Here is a 19,175-nt window from a genome sequence, read left to right on the forward strand (position 1 = left end):
ACACTATGGGTAGAGGTGCTAGGTATGAAATGGAGAAGATTGATGGTTCTGTGTGGTAGTTTAGTCGTTACCTATTTTCTTCTGAATCAATCTGAAGAGTTAGATGCTTACATTGTTTCTTTAAAGGCGGGACCAACACAAGCAACGTTTGGTCAGCTCAATTCGTCTAAGGAAGATGAGCTACGTGAGCAGATTCATCTTGAAGCGCAGAAACGAAGACAGCCAGCGATCAATGCACAATCAGACCGTGTTTGGGGACTAATACCTGGCTACAATGGGCTTGAAGTTGATGAGGAGAAGACCTATAAGCTCGCCTCTAAGGCAGGTGGATTTAGTGAGGCAACACTTGTCACCTATGAGGTTCCGCCGACGATTGGACTTGATGAGCTAGAGCCCAAAGAAATTCGTAAAGGCAATCCGAATAAACCAATGGTATCATTAATGATCAATGTAGCATGGGGAGAAGAATATTTACCTGGGATGTTAGAAGTTCTTAAACGTGAGCAGGTACATGCAACCTTCTTTTTTGACGGGTCATGGTTAAAGAAACACTTAGATATTGCCAAGGAAATTCAAGCAGAGGGACACGAAGTATCGAATCATGCTTATTCCCACAAAGATATGGATAAGCTCAGTCGTTATAATGCCTTACAGGAAATGTCCAAAACACAGGATCTGCTATCAACGGGATTAGGTGTGAACAATTCGTTATTCGCACCACCCTCTGGTGCTTTTAATCAAGATACGGTCAAGCAAGCAGCTGAGTTAGGTATGCGGACTGTTCTGTGGACGGTGGATACGATTGATTGGATGAATCCGGGGAAACAAGCTATTTTGCAAAAAATGCAGGCGAAGGTGAGCAGTGGAACGATGATCCTAATGCATCCAACGAAATCCTCATCAGATAGTTTAGAAGGGATGATTAAAATCATTAAGGGTAAAGGTCTCGTTCTCGATACTGTATCCGAACTCTTATCTCCAAAGCGCGTTACCCAGCAGATGCTGAGTAATAATAAATAGAAGAGTAGGCGAACATCCATTGAGTATAACAGTTATTTTTGATAAAATAAGATTTTATTAGTAAATGATTCGTTTGACTTAGCGATGTAATTTGCTATGCCAATCTTAGGAGGTAACACTTTTGAATAAATACACATTATCTAACGGAATTCGCGTCGTTGCTGAGCAAATACCGACCTTTCGTTCGGTTGCGTTCGGTATTTGGGTTAAGACGGGTTCAAGGAACGAGAATAAACTGAACAATGGGATATCCCATTTTATCGAACATATGTTGTTTAAAGGCACTTCTCGCCATTCGGCTAAAGAAATCGCTGAGATATTTGATGGAATTGGTGGTAATGTTAATGCATTTACTTCCAAGGAATATACTTGCTTCTATGCCAAGGTGCTAGATGAGCATTTACCGATTGCTGTAGACATCCTTGCTGATATGTTCTTTCATTCTGAGTTTGATGAAACTGAGCTTAAGAAAGAGAAGAACGTTATTTTTGAGGAAATTTCGATGTATGAAGATACACCAGATGATTTAGTGCATGATCTCATAGCAAAAGCAGCCTACGGCACACATCCACTTGGTTATACGATTCTAGGTACACAAGATGTTCTATCTAGTATGAATTCAAGTGATCTTCGTAATTATATGAATGAATTTTATAATGTTGAAAATACGGTGTTAGCGATTGCAGGTAATATTGATGATTCGGTAAAAGATCTGCTTGAGCAGCACTTTGGTCATTTCCAAAATACAGGTGAGAAGACACAGTATGATGCTCCTGTATTTCAAAATGAACTTGTATTTCATGCTAAGAAAACAGAGCAGAATCACATCTGTATGTCCGTTCCTGGATTAGCACTCAGTGAGGACAATCTCTATCCAATGGTTCTTTTGAACAATGTAATTGGTGGAGGCATGAGCTCACGTATGTTCCAAGAAATTCGTGAGAAGCGGGGACTGGCGTATTCTGTGTTCTCCTATCATTCAGCTCATGCGGACGCGGGACTATTCACCATCTATGCAGGTACTGCTCCTAAACAAACACAAGAAGTACTAGATGTAACTGTGGAACTCCTTAATGAACTTGTAAGAACGGGTATGACAGATACGGAACTGAAGAAAGGCAAGGAGCAGCTTAAAGGCTCGCTTATCTTAAGCCTTGAAAGCACAAGCTCACGCATGAATCGCTTGGGTAAGAATGAGCTGATGACAGGTCGTCATTTTACACTTGACGAAATGATCAATAGGATTGATAGTGTAAAAATGGATCAAATAGATGAATTAATCAAACGGTTATTTGCAAATCCTTTTGCAGTTGCGATGGTTGGTACGGATGATAACGTGCTGCATTCATTTAACAGAGGTGAATTAATTGGTTAGTGTATATGATGTTGAAATAATGAAGCTTGCTGGTAATGAGGATCTATCATTGCCTAAGAAAATGTCAGAAGCAGCTAGCGGGTTCGATCTGTGTGCAGCGGTGGCTGAGCCCATTACACTTGCTCCTGGGCAACGGTCGCTGATCCCAACTGGCTTTGCACTGGCGATGCCAGTCGAGTTAGAAGCTCAAATTAGACCTCGTAGTGGTCTTGCTTACAAGCATGGCGTGACAACGCTTAATTCACCTGGGACAATCGATGCTGATTATCGCGGTGAAGTAAAGGTGCTCTTGATTAATTTAGGGCAGGAGCCATTCGTGGTTCAGCGTGGCGAGCGTATCGCACAAATGGTTTTCCAAGTAGTTCCAAGTATCAGTCTATTTGAGGTGTCAGAGTTAAGCGATACTGTACGAGGAGCCGGTGGATTCGGTCATACAGGTAAATAAGATTATTTAATACAGAGCACTCTTCAGCGATAAGCTGCAGAGTGCTTTTTCTTGCCTGCGATACGATGTCGATTCTAGTTACTGAACCATATTCTGCACCTCGCTTTGGGCATACGCATATTATATTCCATTGATATGAAGGGAGGCGGAAGTCTCTTGTTAACAGGAATTGAAGTGGCCTTCGTTGGCGGGGATGCTAGACAGCTGGAGGTCATTGACAAGTTAAGTCAGATGGATGCGTCAATTACTTTAATTGGCTTTGATAATCTGCAGCAATCATTTAATGGAGTTCATAAATTAATGGACTTAACAGAGGAAGCATTCGTAGGCAAGGACATCGTAATATTACCACCTGTAGGTACGGATGATATGGGGCGAGTTGATTCCATTTTTTCAACCAAAGAACTCGTGTTAACAGATCATATTATCGCTGCATTACCAAGTCATGCGAAGGTTTATACTGGGATGGCAAAGAAATTTTTGAAGCAGCTGTGTGAAGGGCATGGCGTGCAAGTAATTGAATTGTTTGAGAGAGATGATGTCGCGATCTATAACTCAATTCCAACAGCGGAAGGCGCAATTATGCTAGCGATTCAGAATACGGATATTACAATCCATGGATCGCAATCGATGGTACTTGGATTTGGGCGAACAGGATTTACAATGGCACGTACACTTAAGGGTTTAGGTGCATGTGTCAAAGTGGGAGTTAGACGACCAGAGCATTATGCACGAGTGTGGGAGATGGGCTTTAAACCCTTCTATATCAAGGATTTATTCGAGCAAGTGGCTAATATTGACTTGCTTTTTAATACAATTCCGACTATGATAGTCACAGCGCAAGTTATCACCAATATTCCGCACCGAGCAGTCATTATCGACCTTGCTTCGCGACCAGGTGGAACCGATTTTCGGTTCGCTGAGAAGCGTGGCGTTAAAGCGATGCTGGCACCCGGACTACCTGGAATAGTCGCCCCCAAAACAGCTGGACGAATCATTGCGAGTACGCTAAGTCGGCTCATTGAGGAAGACTTCATAAAGGGGAATGATGCGGAATGAATTGGGACGGAATAACTGTTGGATTTGCCTTGACTGGATCGCACTGTACTTTAGAGGAAATCATGCCACAAATCAAACGATTTGTAGATCATGGAGCTAAAGTAGTGCCGATTGTTTCGAATACGGTAATGACAACAGATACACGCTTTGGCAAATCTGTGGATTGGTTACAACAAATTCGAGATATGACTGGCAATGAGATTATTAGCTCTATTGTCGAGGCGGAGCCATTGGGTCCGTCTAAACTGCTAGATGTTATGCTAATTGCGCCGTGTACAGGGAATACAACTAGCAAGCTTGCTAATGCGATGACTGAAAGTCCTGTTCTGATGGCTGCAAAAGCCCAAATGCGTAATCAGCGTCCGCTAGTACTTGCAATTTCGACGAATGACGGGCTGGGACTGAACGCGATGAATATTGCTAAACTTTTAATTACCAAGAATATATATTTTGTTCCGTTTGGGCAGGATGCTCCTTCGGTCAAAAGCAATTCATTAGTTGCACGTATGGATCTTGTGATGGAGACATGCGAAATGGCGCTTAGCGGTAAACAGTTACAGCCTATGTTAATAGAAAGATATAATTACTAGAGTGTTTTATACGATGTATTAAAATTATAATGTCGTTTAGGGGAGAGATGATCATGTCGAATCAAAAACTTTTCAACGTAGCGGTAGTCGGCGCAACAGGAGCAGTAGGTGTACAAATTCTTCGTCTCTTAGAAGAAAGAAATTTTCCAGTAGGTGAGCTGAAGCTATTATCTTCTGCTAGATCTGCTGGCAAAACTGTTAAGTTCAAAGGCCAGGACGTTACGATTCAAGAAGCTAAGCCTGAGAGCTTTGACGGTGTGGAAATTGCTCTATTCTCAGCAGGTGGCGATGTTTCGCGTGAATTAGTGCCCGCAGCGATCGAACGCGGTACAATTTGTATCGACAATACGAGCGCATACCGTATGGATCCCGAAACACCACTTGTTGTCCCAGAAGTGAATGTAGACAAAATCAACGACCATAAAGGTGTAATTGCGAATCCAAACTGTTCAACTATTCAGATGGTTCATGCACTTAAACCTTTATATGACCGTTATGGCATTTCTCGTATTATCGTTTCTACGTATCAAGCCGTTTCTGGAGCAGGTGCTTCAGCAATTGGTGAAATGCTTCGTCAATCCAAAGACATTCTAGAGAATGGTAGCACTACACCTGATATTCTTCCTGTATCATCTCTACCGGTTAAACATCAAATCGCTTTTAATGCAATTCCTCAAATCGATAAATTCCATGAGAATGGGTTTACGTATGAAGAGTTGAAAATGATAAATGAAACAAAGAAAATTTTGAGCGATGAATCACTTGAAGTCACAGCAACTTGTGTTCGTGTTCCAGTTGTTTATGGACATTCAGAATCCGTATATGTGGAGCTGAAAAGTGATTTTGAACTTAGTGAAGTAAATAGTTTACTTGCAGATGCACCTGGTATTGTGCTTCAAGATAATCCTGCTGAACAAGTATATCCACTAGCATCTAATGCTGCTGGTAAGAACGAAACATTCGTTGGTCGTGTTCGCAGGGACTTGAGTAATCCTCGTGCACTCAACATGTGGATCGTATCTGACAACTTGCTTAAAGGTGCGGCATGGAACGCTGTGCAAATTGCTGAATATATTGCAATAGAGCAAGAGTAGGGGAGCGGGCTATGCGAATATTGGTACAGAAATTCGGTGGAACTTCTCTTTCCACAGACGAAGCTAGACAACATGTTCTTGAACACATCAAAGATGCTTTAGCACAAAATTATAAACTCGTCGTTGTAGTTTCAGCCATGGGAAGATTAGGTGATCCATATGCAACGGATAGCTTACTTGGTCTAATATCACAACATGGAAATGTTTTACCTACTAGAGAGAAAGATATGCTCCTATGCTGCGGCGAGATTATTTCTGCTACGAATTTATGTTCCTTATTGCATGCTGAGGGTATATCTTCAGTTGTACTAACTGGAGGGCAAGCTGGAATACAAACGAATAATGTGTTCGGTAATGCTCAAATCGTTAACATCAAGACAGAACCTATTATTGAATACTTAAATCAAGATCAAGTGGTGATAGTAACCGGATTTCAAGGTATGACGACCACGAATGAATGGACAACATTAGGGCGTGGTGGAAGTGATACTTCCGCTACAGCACTTGGTGCTGCATTACAAGCTGAGATTGTTGATATATTTACCGATGTGAATGGTATTTTGACAGCTGATCCTCGAATTGTGGAAGATGCAAGGGCACTCACACAAGTTAGCTTTGTTGAAATATGTAATATGGCGCAGAATGGAGCTAAAGTCATCCATCCACGCGCTGTTGAAATAGCGATGCAAGCTAATATTCCGATTCGTGTTCGTTCCACATTCTCCAAAAATGAGGGAACGCTTGTTACTTCTTCGGAATCAATTAAATCTGATTCTAACCGTGTTGCAGATCGATTCGTAACAGGGATCGCCCATACTGGTGGGGTAACACAAATACAGGTAACAGCTACTGACCAGCAGTATGATCTTCAATTAAAAGTATTTAAAACAATGGCACAGCACCAAATATCAGTCGATTTTATTAATGTAAACCCTTCTGGTGTTGTATATACTGTATTTGACTCTGAAGCAGAGCGTGCTGTCCAGTTATTGAGGGATGCAGGTCTAGAGCCTAGATGGTTGTCAGGTTGTGCTAAGGTTGCGGTAATCGGTGGTGGAATTAATGGTGTTCCAGGTATTATGGCTCATATTGTTGAGGCGCTTACTGAAGAGGACATCCGGATATTGCAATCTGCTGACTCCAATACAACGATCTGGGTGCTTGTAGGTCATGATAATATGGTGAATGCTGTTCGTGCTTTACATCGTAAATTCGAATTGAACAAATAATTTAAGTAACATGATTGTTTATACGGAGGGAATTCAGATGGATTTCGGTAGAGTAGTCACTGCTATGGTGACTCCGTTCGATGATAGCTTACAAATTAATTGGAACCAGGTTGCACCACTTGTAGATTATTTAATAGAAGAACAACGAAGTGACACTTTAGTCGTATGCGGAACGACAGGGGAATCCCCAACGTTAACAGATGATGAGAAGGTTCAATTAATAGCGGCAGTCAAAGATGCAGCAGCTGGTCGTTGTAAAATTATAGCTGGTACTGGATCTAACTCAACAGCGCATACTATTCATTTGTCCCAAGAGGTAGCGAAGCTTGGTGTTGATGGACTGCTTCTTGTAGCTCCATACTATAATAGACCTTCGCAAGAGGGCTTGTATCAGCATTTCAAAGCTGTTGCAGAAGCTGTCGATCTTCCAATTATGATTTATAATGTTCCGAGCAGAAGTGCTGTTAACATTGATGCGGACACAACGATCCGTTTATCTCATATTCCAAATATCGTTGCAACAAAGGATTGTGCAGATGCAAACCAGTTAACTCGCATTGTTGATGGAGCAGCAGAAGGATTCCATGTTTATAGTGGTGATGATTCAGCAGCGCTTACAGCACTTACTGTAGGTGCCCACGGGATTGTTTCTGTAGCTAGTCATATTGTGGGTAAAGAGATGCACGCAATGGTTGATCGATTCTTGAGCGGAGATGTACAAGGTGCAGCCAAGCTGCATGCTCAATTACTTCCTATTTTCACAGGTATATTCCGCTATCCAAGTCCAGGGCCAATCAAGCATGCACTTATTCAAAAAGGTGTTGCAGTTGGCAGCGTGCGCCTGCCATTAATTCCATTAACGGAATCAGAGGGTGCATTCGTAAATTCACTTTTATCATAATTAAATTATTGGATCGATGCTGCATAAGCATCGATTTTATTTTTATACAGATTTATTTAAATATGACAATGGGCCTAAGGGATTAGTTTATTCTTGTTTGGGAAACCTATAATAAAGCTATATTTCAGGTAAGCAATTTTCATTTGACAGTTAGCTTGTAATTGCTTCGTCTTATCCTGTATAATGAATGACAAGTGACTAGGTTCGGTTTCATCATATAAATCGTCGTCTAATAATTTGAGGAGGTATTGAGTTTGTCTAAAAAGAATATTGATAAAGTTACGATTTTTGCCTTAGGCGGCGTAGGCGAGATCGGAAAAAATATGTATGTGGTGCAATATGCAAACGATATTGTAGTTGTTGATAGTGGTCTAAAGTTCCCAGAGGTTGATATGCTTGGAATTGATGTCGTAATCCCAGATATTACATACCTATTGGAAAACAAAGACAAAGTTCGCGGTATTCTAATTACTCACGGACATGAAGATCATATTGGCGGTTTGCCTTATGTGTTAAGACATCTGAACGTCCCCTTGTATGGAACGAAGTTGACGCTCGGTCTTGTAGAGAACAAGCTAAGGGAAGCTAATTTGCTCGGAGAAACGAAGCGCCATCTAATCAATGCTGATTCAATCGTTAAGCTTGGATCGATCACTGCTTCATTCTTTAGAACGAATCACAGTATTCCTGATTCCGTCGGAATTGCGCTTGAAACTCCAGAAGGCGTTGTCGTCCACACAGGTGACTTTAAGTTTGATCAAACACCAGTCAATGACCAATATGCAGATTTGCATCGTATGGCAGAAATTGGAAGTAAAGGTGTATTAGCATTATTATCGGACTCGACGAATGCGGAGAGAGCCGGCCAGACCGGATCCGAGAAGAGCGTCGGGGTCGTAATTGAAGATATATTCCGTAAAGCGAAACAAAGAGTTATCGTAGCTACATTTGCGTCCAATATCCATCGTGTACAACAAGTTATTGATGCTGCTGCAGTAACTGGCAGAAAATTAACGGTTATCGGTCGTTCGATGGTTAACGTGGTTTCAATTGCTTCAGAGCTCGGATATTTGAATGTCCCTGAAGGAATGTTAGTTGAACCAGAAGAAATTAATCGACTTTCTGCAGATCGCGTAGCGATATTGTCAACAGGTTCTCAGGGAGAACCAATGTCGGCGCTTACACGAATGGCACGTTCGACACATCGTAAGGTAGATATTCTACCAGGCGATACCGTTATTATTGCAGCTACACCGATTCCTGGTAATGAACGTGATGTTGGCCGTACGGTTGATGAATTGTTCCGTATTGGTGCCAACGTTATTTATGGATCAGGTTCAGTAACTGGTGTTCACGTATCTGGACACGGTTCGCAGGAAGAATTAAAGCTGATGTTGAACTTAATGAAGCCTAAGTACTTTATTCCGATTCACGGAGAATACCGTATGTTACGTCAGCATGGATTACTAGCTGAGTCTGTCGGTATTGATAAGAACGATATTTTCATTTTGGACAATGGAGATACAGTTGAGATTCAGAATGGCGTTGCACGCAAAGCTGGCAGAGTGCAGGCTGGTAACATTCTAATTGATGGACTTGGTGTTGGTGATGTAGGAAATATTGTACTTCGTGATCGTAAATTGCTGTCACAAGATGGTATCTTAGTTGTTGTTGTAACACTAAGTAAGCAAGATGGTAAGATCATGTCAGGTCCAGATATTATTTCTAGAGGCTTTGTCTATGTCCGCGAGTCGGAAGGTTTATTAGACGAAGCAAATCGGATTGTTTCAAACACATTAACGAAATTAATGAGCGACAATGTAAATGAATGGGCATCCCTTAAAACACATGTAAGAGATGCGCTTGGACGATTTTTATATGAACAAACCAAAAGAAGACCAATGATTTTACCAATCATTATGGAAGTCTAAACCATAAGTCACTTGAAACAGGAACCGAAAATTAACAAGCTTTCTTAATTACACGATGCGTGTATAAGGAAAGCTTGTTTTTATTTATGCCGCATTGAGATGAAAATATATTTATTTTTTATGATTGAAATAGGAGATCCTTTCTCATACTAGTTGAGATATTGACAAGAGAGGATGCTGCTACCTATGTTGAATGAAAACAATGAAGATGTGTACTTTAAAGATCAAATTCTTACTTTAAAGAGTGATCTACTAAGTAGTATATCGAATGATGAACCTAATACAGAACCGACTGAACCTACTGTAGAACCAAGTGATCCGACTAAAGAAAAGAACACGGTGGTAGATAATATTCAGCAGCTTGGACAAACTCAAGCAGCCGCTGCTCCACCTGAGAGCAACGTATTCTGTCTAACCATCATTGGTCAAGTTGAAGGTCATATGGTGCTGCCACCGCAAAATAAAACGACGAAGTATGAACATTTGATTCCACAGCTTGTTGCAGTGGAGCAAAATCCTACTATTGAAGGAGTTCTAATTGTACTCAATACAGTGGGTGGTGATGTGGAAGCGGGTCTTGCTATTTCAGAAATGATTGCAACCTTGTCGAAACCAACGGTTGCACTCGTACTTGGTGGTGGACATTCGATTGGCGTTCCCATTGCGGTTAGTGCAGATTATTCGTTTATTGCAGATACAGCGACTATGACCATTCACCCGATTCGCTTAACGGGTCTTGTAATCGGCGTTCCACAATCATTTGAATACTTGGATAAAATGCAGGATCGAATTAATCGGTTTGTAATGGGTCATTCTCAAGTCACTGAAGAGAAATTTAAAGAGTTGTTATACAAAACAGGAGATCTAGCTAGAGATATTGGGACGACTGTAATTGGTACAGACGCTGTTAAATATGGGCTGATTAATGCAGTTGGGGGAATTGGTGATGCAATGAAGGAATTGACCCGGCGAATAGCTGAACGCCGTATAGGTGGCAATGAGGATACATCTCATGATTCATGATTCGATTATTCCTTTGGAGCTTATATTTGAAGGTATGGATACCTTCTCACCCCAATATGTAAATGTAGTGATTAGTGGCATTCAAATGCAGGTTGAAGCACTTGATTCAGGTAAAGCAAGGATCATTCGGTTGTACAGCCCTGATCCTCAGGACTATTTAAATCCAATTTGGTCACCTGGCTCAATTGTACAAATTCCACTAGATTAGATCGATTCTTATATGCGAAAATTTGTTCCCCTTACTAGTATTCTCCTCCAATAATGTATGATATAATGAGTCATTGGAGGTGAGGGTGTGGCACGCAAGAGTAAGAGAAGCAAGAAGAACGCCATCAAGAGAAATTTAATGTTTGAATTGTACGGAATTCTGATCCTAACGTTCTCGGTCATTGCTCTCGCTGGTCAAGGGCATGTAGGACGTACATTAATCAATGTGTGCTTTGTTTTTTTGGGCAATCCAATCGGCTATATTGTACCAATAATAGCTATTTTGATTGGTTTGCATGTGATGATTAAACGATGCTGGCCGAATGTAATCACGATGCGTAATGTTGGCATCTTCTTATTCGTTCTATGCTTAGCTGGGTTTAGTCACATTTCTTTCTATGAGGAGTTCGGTCCCAATATTTTCAGTTCAGCAGGAATGATCTGGTCGATTACATGGGATGAGATCATGAATGCGTTCAAAATGACGGGGGCTGCTAATAGCTTAATTGAAAGTATTGGCGGAGGAGTAATCGGAGCAACGCTTTTTACAGCTACATACTTTTTATTCGATGTTCCAGGAACCAAATTTGTTTTGATTGTTATGTTAATTATCTCTATTGTCATGATTACAGAGTTTTCTGTAGTTGGTGCTATTGAGAGGCTTCGCTCGCGTTTCAAAGGTAAAGGTAAATTAGAGGAACGCTTTGTTGCCTGGCTACGCTCGATTATGTCTCGCAAGAAGGCTGTTAAACCAGCATTGGTGAATGGATCAAAAACAACTACACCATACATAGATGAATATGAAGAAGATGAATATGAGGACGAGCTAGTCGAGGAAACTGCACCTACTAAGAAATCGACTTGGCTGCAAAGGCTTCAACCTGAGAAGACACATAAATCGGCTGCTATGAAACTTACTGAGTCTATTCAAGACGATGATCAAGAGGATCTCATTCAAGACAATCAAACTGAGGATGAAATGCCACTAATTCGAAGTTTTCAGGATCACATCGATAGTAGTGACGATGAGATGGAGAATGTCCAGAATGTCCAAGTAGTACATAATGTGGCCAAGTCTAATCATGCGCCTTCTGAGTCTGGGTTAGATGATTCAATTGATCTAACACTAACTAGACTTGAAAAGCAAGTTGCCGCAATTCCGTATGTAATGCCTTCGTTTACTTTACTAGCGAAGCCCCAAGGCTCCAAGTCTGGGGAACAAGCCGATTCTAAAGCGAATGCGAAGAAGCTTGAAGCTACACTTGAGAGCTTTGGTGTGCGTGCTAAGGTGTTGCAGGTTGTTCATGGACCAGCTGTTACCAGATACGAAATACAACCTGATGTCGGCGTTAAGGTCAGTCGTATTGTATCGTTGACAGATGATATCGCTTTGGCGCTTGCTGCCAAAGATATTCGCATGGAAGCGCCGATTCCTGGTAAGTCAGCGATTGGTATCGAAGTGCCGAATATGGAGGTATCGATTGTCACATTACGAGAAGTTATGGAAACACCTGCATTTCAGGATGCTTCATCGCGTCTTACAGTTACCTTAGGTCGCGATATTTCAGGCCAGCCAATTGTAGGTAATTTAGCGAAAATGCCACATTTACTCGTTGCGGGTGCAACTGGTTCAGGTAAATCGGTCTGTATTAATGGCATTATAACGAGCATTCTGTATAAAGCTAAGCCAAATGAAGTTAAGTTTATGATGATTGACCCCAAAATGGTTGAATTAAATGTTTATAACGGAATTCCGCATTTACTTGCGCCTGTCGTAACGGACCCGCGGCGTGCATCATTAGCGCTTAAGAAAATTGTCTCCGAAATGGAACGACGTTATGAACTCTTTTCCAAGAGCTCTACGCGTAATATTGAAGGATACAATGCTCTATTAACCGAGAACGGTACAGAAGAGCCATTGCCGTATATCGTGGTTATTGTGGACGAGCTTGCGGATTTGATGATGGTTGCAGCTCATGACGTTGAAGATGCGATATGTCGTCTTGCGCAAATGGCACGTGCAGCTGGCATACATTTGATCATCGCCACACAACGTCCGTCTGTTGACGTCATCACAGGTGTTATTAAAGCGAACATTCCTTCAAGAATAGCATTTGGTGTTTCCTCTCAAGTTGATTCCCGTACAATTCTCGACATGGTTGGGGCGGAGAAGTTACTTGGTCGTGGGGACATGCTATATTTACCAGTAGGTGCTTCGAAGCCAGTTCGTGTACAAGGGGCTTTTCTATCCGATCACGAGGTTGAACAGGTTGTTAGCTTTGTTAGCTCACAGGAGAAAGCTGAGTACCAAGAAGAAATGGTGCCGGAGATAGAAGATACGCCAGATACTGTTGATGAGCGAGAGGACGAGCTGTTTGACCAAGCCGTACAAATTATCCTAGAAGCTAAGCAAGCCTCAGTGTCGCTTTTACAGCGTAGGATGAGAATCGGCTATACACGTGCTGCAAGACTAATTGACTACATTGAAGGTAAAGGTATTATCGGCCCTTATGAGGGTAGTAAACCTCGTGAAGTATTGATATCGATTGAGCAGTATAACCATAATCGGATATCGTCTTAAACAGTGAATAAGATCTTTCAACCTTTCTCATAATAAGCCATATCAAACTGGCTAGTGGAAGGAAAGGTTGAATAAGGCTATGAACAAGCGATTGATTGTCATTACTTTATGCGCTGTAATGTTGTTATTCGCCGGCATTCAATTGAAGACAAACTTAACTACCAAAGAAACATTCTCCAAAAATATGGTTAAGTACGGTTCAAGCGGATCAGACGTAAGGGAATTACAAGGCAGAATGAAATTCCTTGGATATTTTAACGGTAAAATTGATGGCGATTTTGGTTACGAAACCTTACAAGGTGTCAAGAAATTTCAAAAAGCTTTCGGCATGAAAGTAGATGGCCTTGTCGGTTCCAAGACGAAGTTAAAGTTATGGGAAGCAACTAAGGATTGGAAACCTACAGCAGAACCTACAGCAGAACAAGCTGCACCGTCACCTAGTAAACCGAGTGGAACGAAACCGAATTTAAATCAATCCGGTCACGGAGGCTACTCGAAGGAAGACATTCAATTGATGTCGAATGCAGTGTATGGTGAATCTCGAGGTGAGCCATTCGAAGGACAAGTCGCAGTAGCTGCGGTTATACTTAATCGTGTTAAATCATCAAGCTTCCCTAATACAGTACATGGTGTTATTTTTCAACCGGGTGCATTTACAGCTGTTGCGGATGGGCAGATTTATCTGACTCCCAATGAAACAGCAACGAGAGCTGTACATGATGCGATTAATGGGACTGATCCTACGGATGGTTGTGAGTATTACTTTAATCCCAAAACAGCAACTTCCAAATGGATTTGGTCCCGTCCCCAATATAAGACTATAGGGCAACATATTTTTTGTAGGTAAGGCAACTATAACGGCCAGTTGATTTTTGAGCGAAGAAGTAACCGCATCGGTTGCTTCTTCTGTTTCTATATGAATATAATGGAAATAGGAACGTGTCGGAAGGGAGAAATATATTTAATGACATTAACTTTTGAAAGAAGTGTTGTAGGAAACATTCGTGTACATGTACTGCCAACAGATCGATTTAAAACATTTTCTTTATCGGTTTACATCGGGCAACCTCTGAATGAACAGGACGTGACACGAGTTGCTTTAACCCCTTTTGTATTAAGGAGAGGAACACAGAAACTGCCCGATACGCAGCAGTTTCGTGAGAAATTGGATGAATTATATGGAGCGGGCTTTGGGTTCGATATTTATAAACGTGGTAACAATCAATTGGTACAATTCCGTTTGGATATGATTAATGACAGATTCGTATCCACGAATGAGTCATTACTTAAGCAAGCGATTAAATTTATGGGAGAAGCCATTACAAAACCTGCGCTTGAAGCTGGTCATTTTCGTGATAAATATGTTTCTGCTGAGAAAGTAACCTTACAGAAGAAAATAGAAGCGATCATAAACGATAAAATCCGCTACGCAGCTGAGAGATGCATGGAGGAAATGAATCAGGGTGATCCATTCAGATTACATCCTCTTGGCCGTATAGATGATCTGGAATCGATTACGCCAGTAAATCTGTACGAAGGGTATAGAAAATGGCTCAGTACGTCTCCAATTGATCTATATGTTGTTGGACAAACGACTCTTGGTGAAGTAGAACAGCTTGTCAAAGAAGCATTCCAATTGAATCGAGAAGAGTGCTATTCCTATCAAGTGGGGCAGCTGCAGCCAGTAAATAGGGATCCAAAGACCATAATTGAGAAGCTTGACGTCAATCAGGGAAAGCTTAATTTAGGGCTTCGTTCGAGTGTTACTTATGCGGATGACGCATACGCTGCAGCTCTCATGTATAACGGTATATTGGGCGGATATCCGCATTCTAAATTGTTTATGAATGTAAGAGAGAAGGCATCTCTTGCCTACTATGCTTCCTCAAGATTAGATGGTCATAAAGGGATTATTGCTATTCAATCTGGTATTGAGGTTGAGGATTATGAGCGAGCTGTTGATATTATCCGTAATCAACTTGAAGCTATGAAGCAAGGAGAAATAAGTGAGTCTGAGATTGAGCAAACTCGAGCAATGCTTAGCAATCATCTTCGGGAAATTCAAGACTCAGCATATGAGCTTATTTCACTTGATTTTAATACCGTATTGTCTGGTAAGGAGCGGTCAGTACACTCTTTGTTACAGGAAGTAAACGCAGTTGATTTAGCTGCAATTCAAGAGGTAGCCAAACAAGTACAGCTGGATACTATATATTTCTTGCGGGATAAAGGGGGTAATTAATCATGACGATGCAAACAATCCCATACCCTCGGTTAAACGAAACCTTATATACGGATACATTACCGAATGGGCTAACCGTTTATGTGTTGCCAAAGAATGGTTTTAAGAAAACATATGCTGCTTTCTCTACAAAGTATGGTTCGATTGATAATCATTTTAAGGTAGAGGGCAGTCAAGAAATTAAGGTACCTGACGGAATAGCACATTTCTTGGAACATAAGATGTTCGAAGAGCCTGAGGGAGATGTCTTTAATAAATTTGCTGGACTAGGTGCTTCTGCAAATGCGTTTACTAGCTTTGATCGCACCGTATACTTATTCTCTGCAACTGAGCATATCACAGAAAGTTTAGGAACTTTACTTGATTTTGTACAATCACCCTATTGGACAGAAGAGAGCGTAGAGAAGGAGAAAGGGATTATTGGTCAAGAGATCAAAATGTATCAAGATCATCCCGACTGGCGCGCTTATTATGGCTTAATAGAAGCCATGTATAAAATACACCCAATCCATATTGATATTGCAGGTACGATTGAATCCATTTCACACATTACGAAGCAACTACTACTCGATTGTTACCATACGTTCTATCACCCAAGTAATATGGTGTTGTTCGTCGTTGGTGGTGTACAGCCTGAAGAAATCATGCAATATGTGATTAGTAATCAAGCAAGTAAAACATTTCCAAAGCAAGGTCAAATACATCGGTTTTTTGAACAAGAGCCGAATGAAATTAATGAGAAACTGAAGGTTAGTGAGCTATCCATCTCCTTACCCAAATGTCTTATGGGCTTTAAGGAAAGTGCTCCACAAGCAAAGGGCAAAGAATTACTCCATCAAGAATTGACTACGAAGCTTATGCTTGATTTATTATTTTCGGGTTCTTCACCGATCTATCAACGTTTGTATGACGAAGGGCTCATTTCAGATGGATTCGGGTATGAGTATAACTGTGCTGAACAATATGCATTCTCGATCATCGGAGGCGACACGAAAGACCCTGAGCAGCTTGTTTCAAGATTGAAGCAAGAAATACAGCAGGTGCTAGAGAATGGAATCGATTCAGTTTCATTTGAACGTGCTCGCAATAAAAAAATTGGCAGCTTTCTGAGAATGTTGAATTCTCCAGAAGCGATTGCTAATGAGTTTACCAAATATTTATTTAATGGCATAAATATGTTTGATATTTTGCCGGTCTATGAACAAATGATTTTGGATGATGTGAATTCCCGATTACGTAATCACTTTAACTGGAATCGTTTAGCAGTGAATATTGTGCGCTCTAAGCAGGAAGCTAATTAGGGGCTGTACAGTTGAAGCCATTTAATGAACAAACGGTGCTGATAACAGGAGCGTCGCGGGGAATCGGCGCTGCTATCGCACAGAGGTTCGCGTCCATAGGAATGAATGTAGTGATTCATTATTTACAATCACACGAATTAGCCAATGAAGTTGCACGTACATGCTTACAGTCAGGTGCCAAAGTAATGACTGTAACAGCTGATTTACAGAGTAAGGACCAAATTGAGAAAATGAGAGAGAAATTAGAGAGTTATGATATGATGCCAGACATTCTAATTAATAACGCTGGTATATCACATTACGGTCTTCTGTCCGATGTAACGGAAGAGGAATGGGACAGAGTGCTTTCAGTAAATTTAAAGGCACCGTTCCTATGCTCTCAAACGTTCATGCCTAACATGATTGCTCAAAAATATGGCAGAATCATCAATGTCTCATCGATCTGGGGGATCGCTGGTGCTTCATGTGAAGTCGTGTATTCAACTGCTAAAGGTGGCATTAATGCATTTACCAAAGCACTTGCAAAGGAGCTTGCTCCTTCTGGCGTTACGGTCAATGCAGTTGCACCAGGTGCAGTAGACACTGATATGATGCAGAGCTTTGATGCTTCAGATAAGAATGATATTGAAAATGATATTCCAATGGGTAGATTTGGGATGCCAGACGAAATTGCCTCTTTGGTGTACTTCCTAGCATTGCCTGAATCAAGTTATATTACGGGGCAAATCATTTCGCCTAATGGCGGATGGCTTACGTAATGTAACTTCTGTTCGTATATTTTGCCACCTATCTGCAAACACTAGAACTGTAATGTACTCGTGAAAGAGACAGTGAAGGAGGCAAAGTACCCATATGAGCGTAATTAGTGTGTTTGACAAGTGGAAACAATTCTTAGGCGAAAAAGTAACTCAAGGTGATAGGGCCGGGATGAGTGACGAGATGATCAATAAAGTTGCTTTTCATATTGGTGATTTTCTATCTAATAAAGTAGACCCGGAAAATAATGAAGAGCGTATGCTCAAAGATTTATGGGATGCAGGCAATGAGGAAGAACAGAAAACATTAGCGCGTATGATGGTCAAAATGGTTGATAAATCTTAATATAATGGTTACTTTTAGCAAGCCTCATTTGTGAGGCTTTTTTTTGTGATAAACAAGGTAACTGAATTAATTTCATATCTGATCTGAAATTGATTCAACTGTACGACGGTTTTTCAATGACCAACGGATCATGACTGTGATTGAAGAATAGATAAAGATTGTGAGTTGCACAAATGCGAGAATTAAGTAAAATATAAGAAGGGATTATGATTTTATTAAAGATTTTTTTTTAATAACTAGGTATAAAGTATAAGCCAAATAATTTGCAAGGGTGAACCAATTGGACGATAATACGCTTAAGAAGTCAAATGAGACTACTGTAACCACTGATTGGTATTTTGAATACGAAATTCATAAGAACAGGCCTGGTCTTCTTGGCGACATAACGTCCTTAATGGGTATGCTGGATATCAATATTGTAGCAATTAATGGGATGGACGATCGGGCACGTGGCATGATTATCCAAACAGATGACAACGAAAAAGTTGAAATGATGGGTAAAATGTTGAATAAAGTAAATAATATTACCATTAATGCCTTGCGCCAACCTAAGCTTGTTGACCGGCTTGCTGTTCGGCATGGTCGTTATATTGAGCGTGATACAGATGATCAGAAGACATTTCGATTTGTACGGGATGAGTTAGGACTGCTGGTCGATTTTCTTGGTGAATTATGTAAGAGGGATGGACATCAATTAATAGGCCTTCGAGGAATGCCTCGTGTTGGTAAAACCGAATCTATTATTGCCGGGAGTGTATGTGCAAGCAAACGCTGGTCATTCGTCTCGTCTACCTTACTCCGCCAAACGGTTCGCAATCAGATGTCTGTAGATGAAATGTCCGCAAGCAATGTGTTCATTATTGATGGGATTGTATCAACGCTCAGGTCGAATGAACAGCATTTTATACTTCTAGAAGAAATCATGGCAATGCCTGCGACCAAAGTTATCGAGCATCCGGATATATTTGTTCGTGAATCTCGCTATACGTACGATGATTTTACCTGTATGATTGAATTGCGGAACACACCAGATGAAGTTATTCATTATGATGACTTCACAAACAACATGTAATTAC

Annotated in this window: 18 protein-coding genes; all 18 read left to right on the plus strand. The window is 40.9% G+C overall.

Going from position 1 to position 19,175, the window contains the following annotated elements; genetic code table 11:
• The first annotated feature begins 24 nt into the window (after positions 1–24).
• The 18 genes from AC1DOK_RS06110 (at position 25) to AC1DOK_RS06195 (ending at position 19,171) form a co-directional block, all read left to right on the plus strand.
• The gene (locus tag AC1DOK_RS06110) at positions 25–1,020 is read left to right on the plus strand and encodes a polysaccharide deacetylase family protein (protein ID WP_477553356.1); all 996 of its coding nucleotides are present in this window, start codon (positions 25–27) and stop codon (positions 1,018–1,020) included.
• 121 nt (positions 1,021–1,141) lie between these two features.
• A complete protein-coding gene (locus tag AC1DOK_RS06115) occupies positions 1,142–2,395 on the plus strand; it encodes a M16 family metallopeptidase (RefSeq protein WP_477553357.1) in 1,254 nt (417 codons plus the stop codon).
• Between the two features lie 19 nt (positions 2,396–2,414).
• Positions 2,415–2,840 (plus strand): dUTP diphosphatase, encoded by a 426-nt coding sequence (gene dut / locus AC1DOK_RS06120; protein WP_477553433.1) that lies wholly within the window; start codon positions 2,415–2,417, stop codon positions 2,838–2,840.
• A 156-nt stretch (positions 2,841–2,996) separates the two neighbouring features.
• Entirely contained in the window at positions 2,997–3,899 is a 903-nt protein-coding gene (gene dpsA / locus AC1DOK_RS06125) for a dipicolinate synthase subunit DpsA (RefSeq protein WP_477553358.1), read from the plus strand.
• The gene (locus AC1DOK_RS06130) at positions 3,896–4,489 is read left to right on the plus strand and encodes a dipicolinate synthase subunit B (protein ID WP_477553359.1); all 594 of its coding nucleotides are present in this window, start codon (positions 3,896–3,898) and stop codon (positions 4,487–4,489) included. The genes dpsA and AC1DOK_RS06130 overlap by 4 nt, the downstream gene beginning before the upstream one ends.
• 53 nt (positions 4,490–4,542) lie before the next feature.
• Positions 4,543–5,583, plus strand: a complete 1,041-nt coding sequence (locus tag AC1DOK_RS06135; protein ID WP_477553360.1) for an aspartate-semialdehyde dehydrogenase — start codon at positions 4,543–4,545, stop codon at positions 5,581–5,583.
• A gap of 11 nt (positions 5,584–5,594) precedes the next feature.
• Positions 5,595–6,812 carry an aspartate kinase gene (gene dapG / locus AC1DOK_RS06140; protein ID WP_477553361.1) on the plus strand — a complete coding sequence of 406 codons (1,218 nt, stop codon included), beginning with the start codon at positions 5,595–5,597 and terminating at the stop codon, positions 6,810–6,812.
• 37 nt (positions 6,813–6,849) lie between these two features.
• Entirely contained in the window at positions 6,850–7,713 is an 864-nt protein-coding gene (dapA, locus tag AC1DOK_RS06145) for a 4-hydroxy-tetrahydrodipicolinate synthase (RefSeq protein WP_477553362.1), read from the plus strand.
• A 254-nt stretch (positions 7,714–7,967) separates the two neighbouring features.
• Positions 7,968–9,644 (plus strand): ribonuclease J, encoded by a 1,677-nt coding sequence (locus tag AC1DOK_RS06150; RefSeq protein ID WP_477553363.1) that lies wholly within the window; start codon positions 7,968–7,970, stop codon positions 9,642–9,644.
• Positions 9,645–9,905: 261 nt separating this feature from the next.
• A complete protein-coding gene (locus tag AC1DOK_RS06155) occupies positions 9,906–10,667 on the plus strand; it encodes a ClpP family protease (protein WP_477553434.1) in 762 nt (253 codons plus the stop codon).
• Positions 10,657–10,875 (plus strand): YlzJ-like family protein, encoded by a 219-nt coding sequence (locus AC1DOK_RS06160; RefSeq protein WP_477553364.1) that lies wholly within the window; start codon positions 10,657–10,659, stop codon positions 10,873–10,875. Before AC1DOK_RS06155 ends, AC1DOK_RS06160 begins: the two co-directional genes overlap by 11 nt.
• A gap of 87 nt (positions 10,876–10,962) precedes the next feature.
• Positions 10,963–13,455: an FtsK/SpoIIIE family DNA translocase gene (locus tag AC1DOK_RS06165; RefSeq protein ID WP_477553365.1), complete on the plus strand. Its 2,493-nt coding sequence runs from the start codon at positions 10,963–10,965 to the stop codon at positions 13,453–13,455.
• A 79-nt stretch (positions 13,456–13,534) separates the two neighbouring features.
• A complete protein-coding gene (gene sleB / locus AC1DOK_RS06170; RefSeq protein WP_477553366.1) occupies positions 13,535–14,302 on the plus strand; it encodes a spore cortex-lytic enzyme in 768 nt (255 codons plus the stop codon).
• A gap of 117 nt (positions 14,303–14,419) precedes the next feature.
• Entirely contained in the window at positions 14,420–15,697 is a 1,278-nt protein-coding gene (yfmF, locus tag AC1DOK_RS06175; RefSeq protein WP_477553367.1) for an EF-P 5-aminopentanol modification-associated protein YfmF, read from the plus strand.
• 8 nt (positions 15,698–15,705) lie between these two features.
• Entirely contained in the window at positions 15,706–16,998 is a 1,293-nt protein-coding gene (gene yfmH, locus AC1DOK_RS06180; RefSeq protein WP_477553435.1) for an EF-P 5-aminopentanol modification-associated protein YfmH, read from the plus strand.
• 11 nt (positions 16,999–17,009) lie between these two features.
• Positions 17,010–17,756, plus strand: coding sequence for an elongation factor P 5-aminopentanone reductase (gene ymfI, locus AC1DOK_RS06185; RefSeq protein ID WP_477553368.1), 747 nt, complete (start codon positions 17,010–17,012; stop codon positions 17,754–17,756).
• Between the two features lie 94 nt (positions 17,757–17,850).
• Entirely contained in the window at positions 17,851–18,099 is a 249-nt protein-coding gene (locus tag AC1DOK_RS06190; protein WP_477553369.1) for a DUF3243 family protein, read from the plus strand.
• Positions 18,100–18,370: 271 nt separating this feature from the next.
• Complete coding sequence (locus AC1DOK_RS06195) at positions 18,371–19,171, plus strand: YmfK family protein (protein ID WP_477553370.1); 801 nt, start codon at positions 18,371–18,373, stop codon at positions 19,169–19,171.
• Positions 19,172–19,175 lie beyond the last annotated feature (4 nt).

The sequence above is a fragment of the Paenibacillus sp. P5_B5 genome (genome assembly GCF_056400365.1).